This is a genomic window from Rhizobacter fulvus (assembly GCF_964020785.1).
Map to the genome: position 1 here is coordinate 3,473,589 of NZ_OZ224516.1, position 21,842 is coordinate 3,495,430.

Genomic DNA, 21,842 nt, shown 5'->3' on the forward strand with positions numbered 1-21,842 from the left:
CGCACGGCGCGGTGGTTCGTGCTCGACGAAACGCGGCTGTGAGGGCCTCGACCGTCGCGAGCCGAACCGCCGGCCGGTGCCGCAGACGACAGCAGAGGAGGTCGTCATGCAGCAACCCGCACCCGCCCCGCGGTCGTTCCGCCCGTCCGCCCTGTTCGGGCACCTGCAGGACGCCTATCGCGCGATGCGTGGCGACGAGGCCGCGCCGCCGCGGCAGCGGCGACGCCCCGTGGTGTTCGAGCCGGTCGAACCGCGCATGCTGCTCAGCAGCGACCTGCTGCCCGGGCTGGGCGCGGGCGTGGGCTACTCGCCGGCGCCGGTCCAGATCTTCTACATCGACGCCGACGGCGCCGAGCACGTGGACTACCGCGGCCCGGTGCGGGTCGAGGGGATCGACGTCGCCGCGTTCACCACCTCGGGCGCGCTGGCCGGCCAGGAGAGCGCGGTGCTGGCCGCCACGCTGGCGACGCTGGACGACCTCGACTTCGGGCCCAACGTGCGCTTCACGACCGATCGCCCGACCGACGGCGCGTTCTCGACCATCTACCTGGGCGGCGACGGCGCGTCGTTCGCGCCGTGGGGCCAGTTCTACGGGCTCTCGGAAGCCGAGGACCTCGGCAACCTGAACCCGGAGGACAACGCGTTCGTCTTCAGTGCCAGCATGACCTGGGCCGAGCTCAGCCTGCCCGATGTCGCGGCGCAGCTCGCCACCACGATCGCGCACGAAGCCGGGCACCTGCTCGGCACGCTGGCCGCGCACGACGCGGATGGCGACAACCTGCTGGCCCCGCTCGCGTTCGATCCGAAGGTCCATGTGGCAATCGCGAGCGACGCGGCCGACGACGCGGTCGACAACGGCAAGGTCTCGATCGACATCGACGGCACGTCGTTCGAGTACACCGTGCACCCGCTGATCGTCGACGCGCTGAAGAACTGGCGCTCGTACTACAACGCCGGCGCCGTCGCGGGCGACGGCTTCCCCGACGCGCTGATGGGCCAGTTCGCGATCCACCCGATCGACCACGCGACCTGGCTCACCCGCGTGCTCGACATGGCGTGGAAGGCGCAGGGCGCCGGCTCGCCGTTCGACGCCGACGAGAAGTCGCAGATCCTGGCGTGGAGCTACGGCTTCCTGACCCACTCGGCCGCCGATCACTGGGCGCACACCCTGGTCAATTCGTTCACCGAGGGCGTGGCCCCGGGCTTCGGCGCCGCCGCGGTGTCGCTGCCGGGCGACCAGCGTGACCTCGGCAACATGGTGCGCCACTTCCTGACCGAGGGCTACATCGCCGACTCGCTGCCGGGCTTCGACGCCAACAAGGCCGAGCGCACCCTGATCGACGACAAGGGCACGGCAGACCCGAACGACGACGACTACAGCGACGACAGCACGCCGGCGATCGCCTACGACGTGCCGGCCCGGTTCATCTACGAGACCTTCCTGCGCGCCTTCCCCGACGATCCGACCTCGGTGGTCGAGATGGACTGGGACAAGGGCACGCTGACGGCCGCCAGCACCGGCCCCACGTCCGGCACCTTCACGCGCTCGGACATCGGCCTGCTCGGCCTGGCGGGATACAACGGCTTCGAGAACGAGGGCTTCAAGGTCGGCCACAAGATCACCGTCACCGGCTTCGCGAATGCCGCGAACAACGGCACGTTCCTGATCACCGCGGTGACGCCGACCCAGCTGACGGTGAGCGGGGCGCTCGCCAACGAGGTCGCCGACGGCGACGAGAAGATCGTCGTGCGGCCCGCCAAGACGGCCGCGTTCACGGCCGGCCAGCTCGTCGCCGATGCCGAGACCGGCACCTTCACGCGCAGCGACATCGGCGGCAGCTTCCTGGCCGACGGCTTCGTCGCCGGCATGCGCTTCGACGCGCTCGGCATGAACGCGAACGGCAGCACCTACGTCGTGAAATCCGTGACCGCCGCCGCGATCACGGTGGTCGGCGGCCTCGCCGACGCGACCCACCGCGGCGAACTGGTCGACGAGGTCGGCGCGGCCGGCGTGCAGCTGGTGGGCATCGGCAGCCGCGGCCCGCTGCTCGACGGCATCTACAAGATCCGTGCGTCGGTGCTCGACAAGGCGGTGGAGAAGGGCGCCCGCAGCACCGACACCAACGACCTCGGCACGCTGGCCGCCCAGCTGATCGACAAGCTGGTGAACGGCGACCCGGTCAGCGACACGTTCAAGGCCGACGTCTTCCGCGCCTACCTCTACAACTGGGTCGACGAGATCGACGAAGGCGTGCGCCACTGGGGCGAGTTCGGCCTGGCGGTCACGAAGGCGATGTTCGACGCCGGCAGCCGGCGCGAACTGCAGGAGAAGGTCGGCGCCGCCACCGGCTTCGTCGACACCGCCGATTCGGCGTCGATCCGCTCGAAGGCCGAGGACAGCGTCGGCCTGCTCGACGTGATCATCGCCGAGCTCGACGACCCGGACGGTGACGGCTCGACCCGCGACTCGTTCCTCACCCAGCACCTGCTGCCGATGATCGGGATGCCGGCCGAGCTCGGCCTGCTGCGCAGCGCGCTGAAGGATTTTGCGAGCGGGCTCGGTGCGATCCTGGCGCCGGTCGACGCCACGCTGAACCCGGCCACGCCGGCCGCCGACGACTCCAAGGGCTTCATCAAGAGCTTCCTGAAGGGCCAGATCGAGAAGCGCTTCGGTGTCGACTTCACGTTCTTCGAGCAGCTGCGCGGGCTGTCGAACAAGATGGACCTCGAGTCCATCACGATCGCCGGCAAGCTGGTGCCGATCTTCAAGCCCGGCGACCACGAGCGGCTCGACGCGCTGCTCGGCCTGCCGGCCGGTCACCATGGCACGGTGATCCCGCAGAACGTCGACAGCGGCCCGTTCCAGCTGAAGTTCTTCGACGATCCGGAGGGCGGCCTGAACGCCACGGCGGTGATGGACAAGGCGGCGTTCGACGCGTACGCGAATGCGGTCACGCTGTCGAAGATGGCGCTGCTGATGGAAAGCCCGGCCGGCGACGCCGTGGCCGGTGCCGGCGCGGCCGCCGGGCAGCTGAGCAAGCTCTACAGCGACGCGCTCGGCAAGCTCAACGGCGCGGCCACGCCCTACGACTTCAGCACCTTGAACCTGAACGGCGCCCACGGCGGCAACGTGCTGACCGCGACGCTGCCCGGCGCACCCGGCAGTGCCGAGGGCCGACCGTGGCTGACCTCGATCGACGCCGACCAGATCTGGCGCGCCGACAACTACACCGTCAACAACACCCTGTTCCGGATCGGCGAGTTCACCGACGGCGCCAACTCGCCGAGCCTCGTCGAGTACACCGCCACCGGGCTGGCGGCGGGCGAGTACAAGGTCTACGCGAGCTGGCAGGGCAACGTCACGCAGGACCTGGACAACCTGGCGAACTCGGCGTTCCCGGACCAGAAGATGTCGCCGACCGACAAGGCGCAGTACAGCGTCTCGATCGCCGGCGGCAGCGCCGTCACGTTCCAGATGAACCAGAGCCAGTTCGCGAACGACGAGAGCGACGGCGACCTGGCGTTCGAGCAGCTCCGTACCGCCGCCGAGGCGACGGCGAAGACGGACCACGTCTTCACGATCGCCGCCGGCCAGGCGCTGAAGGTGACCCTGAGCAACGTGACGGGCGGCGGCGACAAGCACGTCATCGCCGGCCCGATCATGCTGGTGCGGGTGTCGGACGGCGCCCGGTTCCGGATCGAGAACAAGCGCGACCCGGTCACGCTCGCCCCGGTGGCCACGCCGGGCTTCACCTACAACGAGACCGTGCCGGCGGCGTGGAGCGACGTCGTCTACGGCGGCGGCAGCGGCAACGACCCGCTGTGGGAGAGCGCCACGCTGCGCCCGGTCTTCCGCGCGCTGTTCGACGACTGGCAGAACGGCGCGCTCGAGTTCCCCGATCTCGGCGACGGCGCGACCGCGCAGGCCGTGACCGACGCGGCGGCGAGGAACGAGCTTGCGTCGCACGCCACTGCGTTTGCCCCGACGATCCCGGACCACACGCTGCAGGTGCCGATCAGCCCCGAGCTCGAGGCCGCGATCCTCGCCGGCCTGCAGGGCGTGGTCGACTTCGCGCACAGCATCGAGACCGCGCCGCCGCTGCAGGTGAAGATCCCCGGCATCGACAAGTCGATCGCCGACCTGGTCAATCTGTCGGGCACCGTGCAGAGCGAGGTCCGCCAGCCGATCGTCGACTACTTCGCCGCCAACCCGAACCCGACCTTCGAAGGGCTCTTCGCGATACTGCCGCCCCTGCTCGGCAGCTTCAACGCGAACGACGGCTCGTCGTTCGAGTTCGACATCGACCTGCGCCAGGCCTTCGCCGCGAACCTGCCGCTGCACCTGGGCGACGGGGCCGGTGGCCTCGGCCTCGAGCTCGACGGCCAGCTCGACGTGGGGGCGCTGTTCGCGTTCGTCGACAGCGCCGCGTCGCAGCTGCCGCGCTTCGGGTTCGGCGTCGACCTGACGCAGGATGTCGCGAGCAACTTCTACATCCGCGCCGAGACGCTGCTGCTGCATGCCGAAGCCCACTCGGCCGATCTCGATTTCGGCGCGCACCTGGGCTTCCTGTCGGTCGGCGTCAACGACGGCACGATCGACTTCGATGCCGACGTCACCGTCGACCTGAGCGTGCTCGATGCCAACGCCGACCAGCGCATCACGCTGGCGGAGATCGCCGCCCACATCGACTCGATCGACGTGGCCACCAGCGGCACGCTGGCGGGGGAACTGCCGATCACCATCGAGGCGCTCTCGGGCGTCACCGATCTCGACGCCGGCACGGTGACCTTCGGTGCCGCCGACATCTTCGACACCACGACCTACACCTTCGACTTCAGCGGCCTGGACACCACGGCCCTGAATTTCGGCAACATCGACGCCGCCGGCGTCGTCAGCCTGATCGGGCGCCTGGCCGACGAACTCGACAAGCTGCGCAACAGCGGCTTCTTCGACCAGATCGACGTGCCGCTGGTGAACGGTGCAATCGACGGTGTGCTCGGCTTCGCCGACGTGCTGACCAGCGGCCTGCTGTACGACAAGGGCGCCGACGGCGTCAAGGACGGCGCCGACCGCCTGTCGTCCGACCTGAACGCGGCGCTCGACACGGCCGGCCTCGGCTCGGTGCTGATCGTGCAGGGCACGGGCAACACGCCGGCCAACACGAACAAGCTGCTGTTCCAGATCGTCGATCCGACGGTCGATTCGTTCAAGGTCGAGCTCGCCAGCGGTGCCGCTGCGGACTTCGGCGCGGCCGGTCTGGGTTTCGCCGCGCTCGCGGCCGCCGTGTTCAAGACCGAGCACGAGGCGACGCCGACCGACGGCATCATCGCGGGCGACGTGCAGCTGCGCGTCACGCTCAAGCGCGGCACGGTCGAGGAGCAGGTCTTCGTCACCGTGACGGCCGCCGCCACGGCCAACAACCTCGCGGTCGCCAACGTGCACAAGGGCATCGGCGACGACACCGTCAAGCTGCTGCGCGCCGACAACTCGGCCACCTTCGACACCGCGCAGTCGCTGGTCGCGCGGCTCGGCACGATCCTGGGCGCGGGCACCGCGGTCGCCTACGACCCGAGCACCGAGGCGCTGACGATCAAGCTCGGCGCGCTGCTGCCGCAGCTCGACTTCACCAAGGAACTGCCGATCGACTTCAACCTCGACCTCGGCCCGCTGATCGGCATCCAGAGCGACACCAAAGTCAAGGTCAGCGCGAGCGTCGGCTTCGACGACGGCTTCATGCTCGGCGTCTACCTCGGCAAGACGGTGCCCGGCGCGCAGGCCAACCTGTCGGACGGCAGTGGCGCGACCCCGGCGACGCTGCTCGACGCGTTGAACGACGGCGCCGGCGTCGCGATCCAGACCGCGCCGGCGGTCACCGCGCCGAACCCGGTCATCAGCGCGATCCGCCAGCTGAGCGGCGACGCGACCTTCGAGATCAGCATGTTCAACGACGCCGCGGGCGGCACCACGCACGCGTTCGGGAACGGCACGGAACTGGTCGACCTGAACGGCCATTTTGCGTTCGTCAGCCCCGGCGACACGGTGTTCAACATCACCGACGGCTCGTCGGCCATCGTGGTTTCGGTAGGTCAGAAGGAAATCTCGCCGCAGCCGGTGCAGCTCTTCGCGCCGATGATCACGACCACGGCGCTGACCGGCGGCACGAACAATGTCTGGGCGGTGGGCGACACGTACCGCGTCGCCCACGTCGTGAAGGTGGCCAAGGGCGCCGACGCGGCCACGCCGCTCGTCGATCTCCTGGCAAAGATCAACCTCGCGATCGACCAGCTGAGCGCCCTCAACGGATTCGACGTCGTCGCCGACGGCAACCGGCTCAAGGTCGTGGCCACGAGCGCGCCGTTCGGCTTGGAAGGCTTCAGCGTGAAGGCGGCGGCCACGGACCCGGCGGTCAAGGACCTGGGCCTGCCGGCGTACCAGCTGGCCACCGGCGCGCTGGTCGGCGACGCGCTCGAGACCTTCAAGCTGGTCGGCGGCGACGCGCACTTCACCCTCAAGGTCGGCAACGCGAGCTATCTGGTCACGGTGCCCTTGTCCGCCACGGCGGACAACACCGACCTGAACGACATCCTGGGCAATCCGACCACGCTCGTCGGCGACGTCAATGCGGCGCTGCTGGCCGCGCTGCCGGCCGGGCTCGACGGCAAGATCGTCGCGGACAACGACGGCGCGTCGCTGGTGCTGCGCATCGCGGACACATCCGTCGGCGAGGTCGGCTTCGCCGCGGCGATCGACGACCCGGCGGTGCTGGAGCTGGGTCTGTCCACCCAGGCCGTCATCACCAAGCCCGCCGTGCAGGCCACGAAAGACCTCGTGTCGTTCGTCGGGCGCCTGGCCGCCGATGCCACGCTCACCGTGACCACCACCGGCGGCACCGGACCTTCGGGCACGGTGACGATCTACGCCGACGACACGGCGACCAACAATTCCATCCTGAGCCTGGTCCACGATGTGAACCAGGCCCTGTCGGTGCCGACCCTGAAGACCGGCGTGCTGAGCAACTTCGCGCCGGCCAGCGCGGCCTTCGGCGTGCGCATCAACGGCGGGGCACTGGTGTCGGTCACCGTCGCCAACCTGGCCGGCAACACCAGCTTGTCGGATCTGGTCGAAGACATCAACGCCGCGCTGAAGGCGGCGAACCTCGATGCCTTCGTCAGCGCCAAGTCGTCGGGCACGAGCTCCGAGGCGGGCAAGGCACGGGTCAAGTTTGTCGCCGACGCGGGCACCGTCCTGCGGCTGGAAATCACCGCGCTGGCCGGAAACGGCCTGCAATTGCCGGTGGGCTCCTCGGTGGCGACCAACTTCGCCGGCAAGCTGGTCGCCGGCTCGCAGGGCAACAAGTTGCTGCTCACGGCCGCCGATCCTGCGCTCACGGCCTTCACCGTGGCCGGCAATGCCGCCGCGGCCGGGCTCGGGCTGCCGGTCGCCGTGGTGTCGTCCAACAACGTCGACGTCGAGATCCGGGTCAGCAACGGCACGGTCTACCAGGTGACGCTGGACGGGGCGACCGACATCGCCGGCGTGATCGCGGCGATCGAGGCCGCGACGGCCGGCAAGGTCCAGGTCGAGGTCAACGCGGCCGCCACCGGCCTGACGCTCCGGGACACGACCTTCGTGCCCGGCGGCCCCAACGCCGCGCGCTTCATGGTCAGCCAGGTCAACGGTTCCGGTGCGGCCACGGGCCTCGGCATCGCGGGGGTCGACTCGACGAAGGACGCCGAGCTCGATGGCCGGATCGATGGCGCCCAGCTGGTCGGCGTCCAGCTGACCGATCGCTTCTTCATGAAGGACGCGAACCTGACGGCGACCTTGGACGTCACCACGGTCGGCCCGGTCAGCGCCGATGCCAACTTCGGTTTCGTCGGCATCCACCTGGGCGGCAATGCGGCGTTCAGCGCCGAGCTGAGCGTCGGCCTGAAGGACCCGACCACCAGCGGCGCGGGGGCCGACGGCAACATCTCGCTGCGCGAATTCATCAACGCGCTGCCCGACTTCTCCAGCAAGCTGCTCGCCACGCCGGCCCTGACCGGCGGCGGCGAGGTCACGCTCGACGTCACGGTCAGCGGCCTGGACTTCCTGAACCTGCCCGCGCCGGGCTCGCCCGACGCGCCGACCGTCACGCTCGACCTGCTGAACCTGGGCGACGTGTTCGACACCTTCGCCGACGGTCCGGTGGCACTCATCGGCGCAGTGCGTGCCGCCGACGGCAAGTCGTTCACCGTGAGCGGCGACCGCACCCACGACCTGACGCGCGGTTCGCGCATCCAGATCGGCACCGGTGACAGCGCCTACAGCACCTTCGCGACCGAAGTCGTCTACGTCGCAGGCGTCGGGACGACGGTCAAGGTCGCCACCCACGACGGGCTGCTGCCTGCGTCCTTGGTCGGGCTGACCGCGGCCACGCCGCTCGCGCCGGCCGTCGACTTCCAGTTCGACAACTTCGACAAGCTGCTGGCATTCGACAACGTCAATTTCGACTTCGCGTCGATCGTCGACGCCCTGCTGCTGATCCGCGACCTGCTGAGCCAGATCGACGGCGTCTCGGGCGTGCTGAACACGCCGATCCCGCTGGTCGACGTCAGCATCAACGACCTGCTCAACTTCGTCGACACCTTCTCCGAGGCCCTGAAGCAGGCGCAGAAGAACCCGGCGGGCTCGCTGCAGCTGCTCGACCAGGTGATCAGCGATGCCTTCGGCGTCGCCGCGCACCCGGCGCCGGGCCAACCGGACCTGATCGACTTCGAGATCGACGACCACCTGCTGCTCGGCGATACAAGCGACGACCTGGTCAAGATCAAGCTCGACCTGGGCGCCGCGTTCAGCAAGTCCCTGAACGTGCGCATCCCCGACCTGAACCTGCCGTCCGGCCTGGTCGACTTCGGCGGCGCGGCCACGCTCGCGGCCGAGGGCAGCGGGCACTTCTACCTGGACCTGGGCATCGGCCTGAACGACCCGTCGCAGGTCTACCTGTACGACACCAGCAAGCTCGACGCGCATCTGGGTCTGAGCGGCAGCGACATGGCGTTCAAGGCCGGCCTCGGGCCGCTGAGCCTGTCGATCATCGACGGCGAAGCCAGCATCGATGGCGACCTCAAGGTGTTCTTCGACTTCGCCAAGACCGGCGACTCGGTCGTCGCGGACGCCGGCGGCCGGGTGCTGCTGACCGGGCAGCTCGGCGCGGTGCTGGGCACGCTGGACGCGAGCTTCGCCGCGCCGGTCGACGTGACGCTGCCGATCTACTTCCCGACCGAGTCGCACGGCATCGGCGACATCACGCTCAAGGGCGACCTGAAGAACATCGCCAACGGGCTGGCACTCAAGACCGACGGCACCGCACCGCCCGCCGACACGATCGTGCTCGACGTGTCCAACGTGCTGGACGGCCTGACCAGCGGCCTGGCGAACCTGAGCCTGCTCGACCAGATCCTGTTCATCGTCGACGGCGTCGACGTGGTGCTGGGCGGCGTGCAGGACACGCTCGACGGCCAGGTGATGGGCCTGAGCCTGCCGCTGATCGGCGACAAGCTCGCCGGCGCCGCCGACGTGGTCGGCGACTTCCGCACCGGTTTCCTGAACAACTTCCGCAGCGAGGTCGAGAAGCTGGCCGACCCGAGCGAGAACGGCATCAAGGACATCCTGTTCAAGCTGCTCGGCAACAGCGGCCTGCTGATCGCGGTCGACCAGAACGGCGACGCGGTGAAGCAGGGCGGCAAGTTCGTCGCCGGCACCGCGAACGACATCCGCAGCTTCAACAACCTGGCGGAGGTCAACAACATCGCCGACGCCGAGATCTGGTGGAAGGTCAAGATCGGCCAGAACCTGGTCGACGCCGGCGCCGACATCGGCCTGGACATCGGCATCCCGGGCCTCGGCCTGGAAACCGACGGCGAGATCAAGCTCAACATCGACTGGGAGCTCGACCTCGGCTTCGGCCTGAGCGGCAAGGACGGCTTCTTCCTGTTCGTCGACGACCCGGACGAGCTGCTGCTCGACGTGGGCGTCACGCTGCCCGGCGGCAGCCTGAAGGGCACGCTCGGTTTCCTGCAGTTCACCGCCCTGAACGAGGACGTGAACGGCGACGGCGACCAGACCCACCTGAACGCGAGCTTCGCGATCAACATCGAAAACGGCGACAACCCGGCCGACACCCGCCTGGGCCTGTCCGAACTGGGCCGCATGAGCTTCGACGTGCTGTTCGCGGCCGAGGCGTCGGTCGAGCTCGCGATGACGCTGGGCATCGCCGGGGACGACGGCGGCTTCCCGCAGATCCAGGCCGATTTCCTGCTCGACTGGAACCTGCCGCAGTTCAGCCTGCTGAACCCGAACGACGGCTTCCAGTTCGGCAGCGCGATCCAGGACGGCCTCAAGCTCGTCGAATTCAGGAACGTGAGCCTGGATGTCGGCTCGTACCTGAGCAACGTGGTGAGCCCGCTGGTCGAGAAGATCCAGGAGATCACCGAGCCGATCCAGCCGATCATCGACATCGTGACCACGCCGCTGCCGGTGCTGTCCGACCTCGGCCTGGACATCACGCTGCTGGACATCGCCAAGGCCACCGGCAGCGTCGACCCGGCGTTCATCGACGCGCTCGAGACCATCCTCGACGTGATCTCGGTGCTGAACTCGATCGACATCCCGGACGACGGCTCGCTGCTGGTGCCGTTCGGCGACTTCAAGGTCTACGAGAGCGGCAATTCGCTGTACGACAACTTCGGCGATCTGGGCTCGGGCGACTTCGACGTCGCCGGCTTCGCCAACAAGCTGTTCGGCCCGAACGGCAGCTTCAACGACTACATCAGCGGTCTGCCGGACGGCTTGCAGGACGTGCTCGGCGAGGTCGCCGGCGTGGCCGGCGAGGTGCTGGGCGGCCTGGCCGACCAGGAGGGAGGCGGCACGAATCCGAAGCCGTTCCGCCTCGACATCCTCGAGGACCCGGCGCAGGTGTTCGGCCTGCTGCTGGGCAAGCCGGCGAAGCTGGTGTCGTACGACATGCCCAAGCTGCATTTCGACGCCGAGTTCTCCGCGTTCTTCTCGATCTTCGGGCCGCTCGGCGTCTCGATCAACCTCGAGGCGGCGCTGAACATCGACTTCGCGTTCGGCTACGACTCGAAGGGCTTCGCCGATTTCGCCGCCAGCGATTTCAAGAACCCGCTGCTGCTGGCCAACGGCCTGTACATCGACGACGACCCGACGCCCTCGGACGCCAGCGACGGCACCGACCCGCCCGAGCTCACCTTCGACGGCGGGCTGTGGGCCGCGGCCGAGCTGAACCTCGGGATCGCGCGCGGCGGCGTCGGCGGCGGCATCTTCATCGGCGTCGACTTCAACCTGTTCGACAACGACCACGACGGCCGGGTGCGGCTGGACGAACTCTTCACCAACTTCAACAACCAGCTGAAGGCCCCGAACGAGGCCGAGCGCTTCCTCGCGCCGCTGGCGGTGTTCGACGTGAGCGGCAAGGTCACGGCGGAGCTGTTCGCGTTCCTGAAGATCGACTTCGGCTTCTTCGAGCTGGACAAGAAGTTCAACATCACGCCGCCGGTGACGCTGGCGGACTTCGATGTCGACTTCTTCCGCCCGCCGGTGCTGGCCAGCGAGCTCGACAACGGCGACCTGATCATCAACATCGGCGACTTCGCCGGCCAGCGCAAGCTCGGCGACCTGACCGACTTCGGCGAGCACATCTTCGTCAAGAGTGCGGGCGCCGGCAAGGTGGAAGTCTGGTCCGACAACCTCGGCGACGACGCCAAGCCGCACCAGACCTACAGCGTCACCGGCCGGATCATCGTCGTCGGGGGCGAGGGCGACGACACGATCGATCTGTCCGGCGTCGACGGGTCGGTCAAGTTCGACATCGACGGCGGCGTCGGCAACGACACCCTCCTGGGCGGTGCCGGCGGCGGCATCATCCGCGGCGGCACCGGCGACGACCTCATCACCGGCGGCGCGGGCGCGGACCTGATCTTCGGCAACGAAGGCGGCGACACGATCGATGCGATGGGCGGCAACGACATCGTGCTCGGCGACAACGGCGAGGTCACCGAAGGCCTGATCGACATGGCGGTGCGCCACGGCTACGTGCGCGCGCTGATCGGCGTCAGCGACGGCGCAGACACCATCCGCGGCAACGACGGCGACGACATCGTGGCCGGCTCCGGCGCGGCCGACAAGCTGCTCGACGGCGGCAAGGGCAACGACATCGTCGTCGGCGATGGCGCGCTGTTCACCTACAACAGCCCCGCCGTCGTCAGCGACACCGAGGTCGGTGCGGGCTTCGCGGACCTGCTGATCAGCGGCGGCGAGGGCGACGACTGGCTGTACGGCGGCAAGGGCAACGACACGATCCACGGCGACGCCGGCAACGACGTCGTCTTCGGCGGCTCGGGCCTGGACACGATCGACGGCGGCCTCGGCGACGACACGCTGTTCGGCGACTTCGGCACCTTCATCGGCGGCGACCTCGCGAAGCCGACCGTGACCGTCGGCGGCGAGGCCGACACGATCTTCGGCGGGATGGGTGCGGACAAGATCCTGGGCGGCGCCGGCAACGACGTGATCCACGGCGACGACGGCTCGGTCAGCGTCGGCGACGGCGACATCATCTGGGGCGGCACCGGCGCCGACAGCCTCTACGGCGATGGCGGCAACGACACGATCTACGGCGAGTCCGATCCCGACAAGCTGTTCGGCGACGACGGCAACGACTTCCTCGAAGGCGGCAACGGCAACGACGTCGTCAAGGGAGGTCTCGGCAACGACCTGCTCGTCGCCGGCTACGGCTCCGACGTGCTCGACGGCGAGCAGGGCAGCGACACCTACCGCATCACCGCGCGGGGCGGCAACATCACCGACCTGAGCACCGCCTACGACAGCGGCCCGGACAAGAGCGACACCGACCAGCTGGTGCTGATCGGCACGCCGCGAGCCGACACCGTGCTGCTGCGCGGCATGGCCGACTTCTATTTCCCGACGTTGCCGAAGCTCGTCGGAAAGGACGCGCCGGCACCGAAGGACGTGGTCGAGGGCCTGACCGACAAGATCTTCAACTCCGAGGAGCCCGACAAGCTGCGCGCGGTGCTGCAGGCGCTCGAGGATTCCTACGGGCCGCACGACATCCCGGCCGGGCTGGTGCACACCCTCATCGGGCTCTACACCGCCGCGGTGCAGACCGGCGTGCTGGCCGCCATCGACGCCAACCCGGGTGGCGCCGGCACCCCGAGCGCCGCCGCCGTCAAGACGCTCGTCACCGGTCTCCTCGCCACCGACACCGGCCAGTTCCCCGGCAAGCTGGAGGAGATCGCCAAGGCGATCACCGCGGCCTACGGCGTCAAGCCGCTGCCGCCGCTGCTGCTGGACGCGATCGGCGCCGCCTGGGACGCGGTCGGCGATCCGCTGAAGGCACAGCTCGAGGCGGCGATCACCGCCGCCTACAAGACCGAACTGGAGGTGCTGGGCAGCGACACCGACACCGGCTTCGTCGCGTTGATCAACAACGGCGGCGCGAACGTCGAGCGGTTCAACTACCGCAACCTCGAAGGGCTGACGGTCAACACGCTCGCCGGCGACGACATCGTCGCGCTCGACGACGTGCTCGTGCCCACGACCGTCAACCTCGGCCTGGGCGCCGACAAGGTGCAGGTCGGGCAGGTGTTCCGCTCCGAGCGGGTCAAGGACTTCGCGGGCCAGCCGGCGATCACCGGCATCACCGCGGAAGACGTGTTCACGTCGCTCGAGATCACCCGCGGCTGGCTTTCCAACGGCGTGAGCGCGGCCACCACGATCAACGGCGGCGACGGCGCCGACCAGTTCACCGTGTTCCACAACATCGCGGTGCTGAACCTGAACGGCGGCGACGGCGACGACGTGTTCACGGTGCGTGCGTTCGCGCTGCGCGGCTCGACCGACAACGAGCGCGCCCGCACCGACATGAAGGGCGACGGCGGCGCCGACACGATCCTGTACGTGGTCAACGCGCCGGTCGGCATCGACGGCGGCGATGGCTTCGACACGGTGCGCATCGTCGGCACCGAGTTCGGCGACGACTTCGTCATCACCGACGCCGGCATCTTCGGCGCCGGCCTGAACGTCAGCTACGTCAACATCGAAAAGATCGTGGCCGACGGCGCCGAGGGCGACGACCGCTTCTTCGTGCAGTCCACCGGCCTGGAGGTCGTGACCGAGATCGACGGCGGGCTGGGCAGCGACACCTTCTTCGTCGGCGTCAACCCGTCGGGCGCGCCGGTGGCCGTGGTCAGCAACGACTTCAAGGGCCACAGCGGGGTGATCCTGCACAGCGTCGAGAACGCCCCCGACAGCGATCCCGACTGGAGCGGCGTGCCGATCGAAGGCGTGTCGGCCAACGTCGCCGACAACGAGGAGAGCTTCGTCATCGTCACCGAGAGCGGCGGCAGCTCGCGCGTGGTCGAGGACTCGAGCGTGGCCAGCGCCGGCTGGGCCTACGACTACTACGGCATCCGGCTCACGCGCGCGCCCACCGGCACGGTGCGGATCAAGGTCGTGCCGGCCGGCATGTCGCCCGAGGACGCGGCGAAGAACTTCAAGGACCTGGAGTTCTTCTTCGACGGCGTGGTCAGCCCGGTCGAGGACTATTCGAACCTCGGCCTGCTCAACACGTCGCTGGGCTTCGACAGCCTGACCGGCGCCGCGAACGTGCCGACGCTGACCTTCGACGCGAGCAACTGGGACAAGGTGCAGTACGTCAAGTTCGCGGCCGCGCACGACACCGCCAGCGAAGGCCGGCGCTTCACCTTCATCAACCACAGCCTGAAGAGCAGCGACAGCAGCGACCCGAACTACCAGGCCGCGCAGACCCTGAGCGTCAAGGTGCTGATGGAGGACGACGACCGCGACGGCGTGATCATCACGCCGACCGGGCGCGACAACACCGTGCTCGAGAACGGCCCGAGCGTGGCCGGCTTCACCGACACCTTCGACGTGGTGCTGACGAAGGCGCCGACCGCAAACGTGACGGTGACGATGAACGTGCTGAACGGCCAGGTGGTGCTGTCCGGGCCCTCGGTGACGACCGTGGGCGGCAAGCCGACCCTGACCTTCACGACGGGGAACTGGAACGTTCGCCAGCAGATCACGATCACCGCGCCGAACGACACGGTCGTCGAGGGCTTCCACACCGACTACATCAGCTACACCGTCGCCAGCGCGGATGCCGAGCAGACGCTGCCCTCCGGCGGCGGTGCGGCCGGTACGCCGCCCGCATTCGTCGCGGTGGATGGCGACTTCGACAAGCTCGGCGTCGACCCGGAGATCCCGGCGACCAAGCCGACCACGTATCTGCTGCTCGAGCACAAGCCGATCGTCGACAGCGTCGCCGTCAAGCTCAACGGGGTGCTGCTGGATGCGGCGCGCTTCTCGGTCACCGGCAACACGCTGAGCTTCTTCGACGCGAACGGCCAGCCCGAGTTCGTGACCGGCTTCGTGACCGTCGCCTACAACTACAAGGAGGCCGGCTACCAGGGTGCCTTCGTCAAGGACAGCGTGGTCGACATCTACGACGAGGACACGCCGAGCGTGATCGTGCAGATGCCCGACGACGGCTCGATCGACGTGATCGAGGGCGCCGCCGGCAACAGCGACAGCTACACGGTCCGCCTGTCGCAGGCGCCGACCGCCGGCCAGGTCGTCAGGATCAAGGTCGACGCGGTCGACACCCGCAGCACCTATGGCCGCACCGCGCTGTTCCAGGAGCAGGTGACGGTCGGCGGCGCCTCGCAGATGTTCCTGACCTTCACCTCGGCCAACTGGAACACGCCGCAGACGGTCACGGTGCGCGCGATCGACGACACGGTGTTCGACGGCAACGAGACCCAGGTCTTCGCGCCCGACCTGCAGACGGTCAACAAGATCCGCGGCCCGCTGATCATCGAGGGCGCGGCCGGGGCCGGCTCGCTGAGCCTGCCCACGCCGCTGATGCTGCCGGGCGAGCTCAACATCCTGCCGCCGCACGGCGCGGTGCAGGGTTTCGTGCCGGGCACCGGTGCCGGGGCCTTCGAGACCATGACGGTGTTGAAGTCCGACCTGTTGAAGGCGCTCGCCGAACTGCACGCCGACGATTCGACCGTCTCGCTCACCGACATCCAGGTGCTGCTGGACAAGACGCTCGAGCTGAGCAGTGGTCCGGGGACCGGCGTCGTGCTCGACCCGTCCCGCCCGGACGACAGGTTCGACCGCTTCTGGCAGATCACCGAGCTGACCGAGATCGGCGGCGGCCTGGTGCGCCTCAAGCTCCTGAACCCGAGCATCGTCAACCCGGGCACCGCGAACGTGACCGCGCCGACGACCGACAGCCAGTACGCCATCACCTCGCTGAGCGCAAACTTCTTCGCCAAGGAGAGCGAGCAGGTCGACTACCTGTTCGTGTACGACAACGACAGCGTCGCCAACGAAAACGGCGCACTGAGCTCGGCCGACGGCGTGGTCCGCGGCTTCGACGCGGCCAACCTGAAGCTGCTGGTCGAGGCGGCGGCGCTCGATGCGGTGGCGAAGCTCGATCCGGGCGCCCCGCTGGTCGGCCGCCGCATCGAGATCAGCGTCGGCCCCGGGCTGGGCCGCTCGTGGGAGATCGAGAGCATCGGCGCCGGCACCGACGCCGACACGCGCTGGGTCAAGCTGAAGAATCCGACGACGCCGGCGGGTGCCGCGGTGCCGACCGACCGCAGCGAGTTCCGCATCGCCGGCGGCGATACGCACGGCCGGATCACCGGCTTCGGCATGGGCCCGAGCATCCTGTTCAACGGCCGGCCGCAGCCGAGCGGCGTGAGCTATGGCGACATCGAGGTGGTCCAGGTCAGCCTGGGCCGCGGCGACGACACGGTGCGCGTCGACTACACCACCAACGCCGAGGACCACACCACCGCGCGCACCGGCGATTTCTACACGCTGACCCTCCTCGACACCGGCGCCGGCAACGACAAGGTCACGGTGAACCTGCAGAACGGCGACGACGGCGCGTTCGCGCTGAACCTGAACAGCGGCGACGACACGGCCGACGGCAGTGCGTCGAGCCTGCCGCTGGTCGTGTTCGGCTGGGACGGTGCCGACAAGATCACCGGCGGCAGCGGCGACGACATCCTGTTCGGCGACCGCGGCCGTGTCGACTACGTCAGAACGGTGTCGGTCGATCCCGACCGCGACCCGACCACCGACAACAACGTGCTGGTCGACGAGATCGTCACGCGGCTCGGCCACTCGGTGCCGCTGAGCCCGACCAACCCGCCGCTGACCGGTTCGACCGTCAGCACGCTCACCGACGCGAACGCCGCGTTCTCGCAGCTGTACGGCGGGCTGGTCGGTCTGAGCGTGCAGGCGATCTCGCCGCAAGGTCACGTGCAGTACCGCACGATCACCGGCAACACCGCCAACACGCTGACCGTCGACCGGACCTGGGACGCCCAGCCGGTGGGGAACTACCCGCTGACGACCCCGGTGCAGAAGAACAACTACTTCTACCGCGTCTCGGCCTTCCCCGAGGACCAGACCGACGGGCTGTTCCGCGGGCCGCGCGTGGTCTGGTCGATCGACGAGACGATCGGCGGCGACGACACGATCTATGCGGGCGGCGGCGCCGACCTGGTGATCGGCGGGGCCGGCAACGACGAGGTGCATGCCGGCGCAGGCGCCGACATCGTGGCCGGCGACGACGCGCGCATCGACTTCGCGCGGGTGGCCGGCAACGATGGCCCGACGCAGCTGCTGAGCATCGTCACGCGCCTGGTCACGGGCGACGACAAGCTGTATGGCGACGCCGGCAACGACCTGCTGCTCGGCGGGCTCGGCGCCGACCTCGCTGACGGCGGGGCGGACAACGACATCCTGGTCGGCGACGCGGCGCGGATCGAGTTCGCGCCGGTGGCCGGTCTCGGCAACGTCATCGTGCGGGTCGAGACCATCGACCGCGCGTCCGGCGGTGTCGACACCCTGCGCGGTGGCGACGGCGACGACGTGCTGGCCGGCGGCGCCGCGGGCGACCGCCTCGACGGCGGCGCGCAGGACGACCTGGTGTTCGGCGACAACGTGCTGCTGGACTTCAGCAAGGGCTCGCTGAACGCCATCAAGCCGCGCTTCACGACCGTGGCTGCCGGCCTGTACGACCTCAACGGCGCGCCGCTGGTCGGCGGCCAGGTCGCGCCGCCGTACGCGGCACCGGCCTGGGCCGACTGGACCCTCACGCTCGACCCGACCACGCTGGCGGCCAACTTCGGCAACGACTTCATCGCCGGCGGCGCCAACCGCGACACGATCTTCGGCCAGCGCGGCAACGACACGATCCAGGGCGACGGCTCGATCGACATCGCCGTCGCGGCGGTGCGCGACGCGAGCGGCCTGCACGTGACGCAGGCCTCCGTCGAACTCGCCACCGACGGCGACGACTACATCGAGGGCAATGCCGGCACCGACCTGATCTTCGGCAACCTCGGCCAGGACGACATCGTCGGCGGCAGCTCGACGATGTTCAGCCTGAACCTGCGCAGCCAGCGCGACGACGAGGCCGACCTGATCTTCGGCGGCGCGGGAACCGATGTCGCGCGCGACCACACCGGCGACGGCCTGCACGGCCGCGACTCGGACATGATCCTCGGCGACAACGGCAACATCCGCCGCGTCGTCGCCGTGGGGGCCGGCGGCGCGACGACCTACCGCAGCTTCACCTACGACGACGCCTATGCCGGCATCGCGGGCGACTCGCCGATCGTCGTGCGCTCGGCCGAGCTGCTCGACTACACCCCGGGCGGCATCGACCAGGTGCCGGGCGCGGTGGACATCGGCGCCGCCGACGAACTGCACGGCGAATCGGGCGACGACTTCGTCTACGGCATGAGCGGCAACGACGTGCTGTTCGGCGAAGGGCAGGACGACGACCTGATCGGCGGCTGGGGCCACGACTGGATCTCCGGCGGCACCGGCGACGACGGCGTGCTCGGCGACGACGGCCGGCTGCTGACGACCCGCAACGGCACGACCGAGCCGCTCGCGGGCCTGACGGTCGCGACCGTGCAGACCTTCATCAGCACGCCGGGCTCGGTGCAGAGCGCGACGATCAACGTCACCGGCCAGCTGAAGAAGACGGCCGACATGACGCCGTTCGGCAAGGGCCTCGACACCTTGTTCGACCCGGCGCTCGCCGACGACATCATCTACGGCGGCTGGGGCAACGACTTCCTGCACGGCGGCTGGGGCGACGACGCGATCTCGGGCGCCGAGGCGTTGCCGGGCTTCTATGCGGCGCCGGCCAACGCCGGCAACGTGCTGGCCTACAACCCGGCCACCGGCGAGTTCCTGAAGTACGACGAGTACGCGCCGATGACCCGCATCGTCGGCTTCCTGCTGAACTTCGACGCCAACGACGGTGCGCCGCTCGACACCTACCCGGCGGCGAACACGACGACCCACCGGCCGACCGACGGCGAGGACCGCATCTTCGGGGACTACGGCAACGACTGGCTCGTCGGCGGCACCGGCCGCGACGACCTGTACGGTGGCTGGGGCGACGACCTGCTGAACGCCGACGACGACCAGGGCCTCGACGGTGCGCCGAACACGACACCCGACACCCACTACAGCTACGAGGACCGCGCCTTCGGCGGCGCTGGCCGCGACGTGCTGATCGGCAACACCGGCGGCGACCGGCTGATCGACTGGGTCGGCGAGTTCAACAGCTACCTGGTGCCGTTCGCGCCGTTCGGTCAGGCCACCGTCAGCCGCACACTGCAGCCGCAGCTGGCCGAGTTCCTGTACGCGCTGTCGGCCAGCGACGGTGCCGATCCGACGCTCGGCAGCGCCGGCGACGTGCGCAACGGCGAGCCGACCGGCGAGCTGGGCGTCGTGCGCCAGCAGGACTTCGCGTGGCAGGACCAGACCGGCGCGCCGCGCGACCCGCAGGCCGGCAACGTGCCGGGCGGCAAGCGCGACGTGCTGCGCTCGGCCGACCTGAACGACGGCGCGCTGCAGGGCCTCGCGGCCGACAGCGGCACCTGGCAGGTCTCGGGCGGCGCGCTGCAGGTGGCCTCGAGCTCGTCGATCTCCGACGCGGTGGCGGTCTACCAGGTCGGCGATGCATTGCCCACGTACTACGAGGTGCTGGCCAAGGCCAAGATCATCAAGCCGACCGGCGGCTGGGACGCGAACAGCTACATCGTCTTCGACTACCAGAGCAAGACGAACTTCAAGTTCGCCGGCATCGACGCGGGCACCAACAAGCTCGTGATCGGGCAGCGCACGGCGGCCGGATGGCAGGTGCTGAAGCAGGCGGTGTTCACCGGCAGCATCAAGTCGGAGAACTGGTACAACCTGATGCTGTCGGTCAACGGCCTGACGGCGACGCTGTCGGTCGACAACGGCACGTTCATCAGCTATGTGTTCCAGGCCACCGTCGTCGACGGCTTCAGCTACGGCCTGAACTGGGGCCTGGTCGGCTTCGGCGCCAACAAGTCGCGCGGGGCGCTCGACAACATCGCGGTCCAGATCGTGCCGCCGAGTTCGACGGTGGCGTACACCAACGACTTCGCCGCCGGCGCCGGGGCGATGTTCGACACCTTCTCCGCCGGCACCTGGACGGCCGCCAGCGGGCGGCTGGCGGCGTTGCCACCGGCCGGCAGCGACACGGCGGTCGACCTGATCGACCTGACCAACGTCACGAACCTGAAGACCGCGTCGCTGCTGGAACTGAGCACCACGCTGCGCACGGCGGGCCGCGCCGGCTACGTGTTCGACTGGTACGGCAGCACCAACTTCAAGTTCGCGGCGATCGACGTCGCGACCCAGCAGGTGCTGATCGGCCACCGCACGGCCGCCGGCTGGTTCGTCGACGCGGTGGCGTCGCGCGCCTTGAATGCGACGACGGACTACACCCTCGGCGTGACGGTGCGCGGCGCGAGCGTCAGCGTCACGCTGAACGGCCAGGCCACGATCGGCTTCGTCTACAACGCGGTCGCGGCGGACGGGCGCTTCGGCCTGTTCGGCAAGGGCGCGGCGGGCGCGAGCTTCGACGCGGTGACGGTCAAGACCAACGACCCGGCCGTGCCGGCGCAGCAGACCGCCGCGACGACGGCCGACGTGGCGCGCACCGACGCGTCGATCAGCGCCGCGCAGGCGCAGCCGCTGCTGGCCGAGGCGGTGCGCCGCTGGTCGCTGGTCGAGGACGCCTCGCTGACCGCGCGGCTCGGCCGGATCGAGATCGACGTGGCCGACCTGCCGGGCGCGTCGCTGGCCGAGTACCTCGACGGCCGCATCACGATCGACATCGATGCCGCCGGCATGGGCTGGTTCATCGACCCGACGCCGCGCGACGACCGCGAGTTCCGCGGCAGCGGCGCGGTGCTGGCCGCCACCGCGAGCGGCGGGGCGGCCGGGCGCATCGATCTGCTGTCGGTGCTCGCGCACGAACTCGGCCACGCGATGAGCTTCGGCCACAGCGCGGGCGGCGTGATGGACGAGCAGCGCCTGCCGGGCCAGCGGGCCCTGCCGGACGGCTGGTTCGGCGTCGCACCGAGCGTGCCGCTGCCGACGTGGGCGGCGGAGGCGGGCGCGACGCCGGCGGCGCCGGACCTGCGGCTGCCCGATGTCACCGCGGCGCAGATCGACTGGAAGGTGAAACCGTCGGCGCCAGCCGCCCAGCGCAGCCCCGCCACCGCCGACGCGGCGGGCCGCGCGACCGACCGCTGGCAGCAGAGATTTGTCAACCATCTCGGCGCACCGTCGGACCGCCTCCACGTGAATGCGGGGCTGAAAGTGCAACTACCTGTTGCGCCAATTGTTTCCAGGCTTTAGCCTGAACGCTCGAAAACCAGGG

The 21,842-nt window shown here is 69.3% G+C and carries 1 protein-coding gene; it reads left to right on the top strand.

The features are described 5' to 3' along the window. The first annotated feature begins 106 nt into the window (after positions 1-106). On the top strand, positions 107-21,820 hold the full coding sequence (locus ACWH49_RS16615; protein WP_448172466.1) for an LEPR-XLL domain-containing protein: 21,714 nt from the start codon (positions 107-109) through the stop codon (positions 21,818-21,820). Positions 21,821-21,842 lie beyond the last annotated feature (22 nt).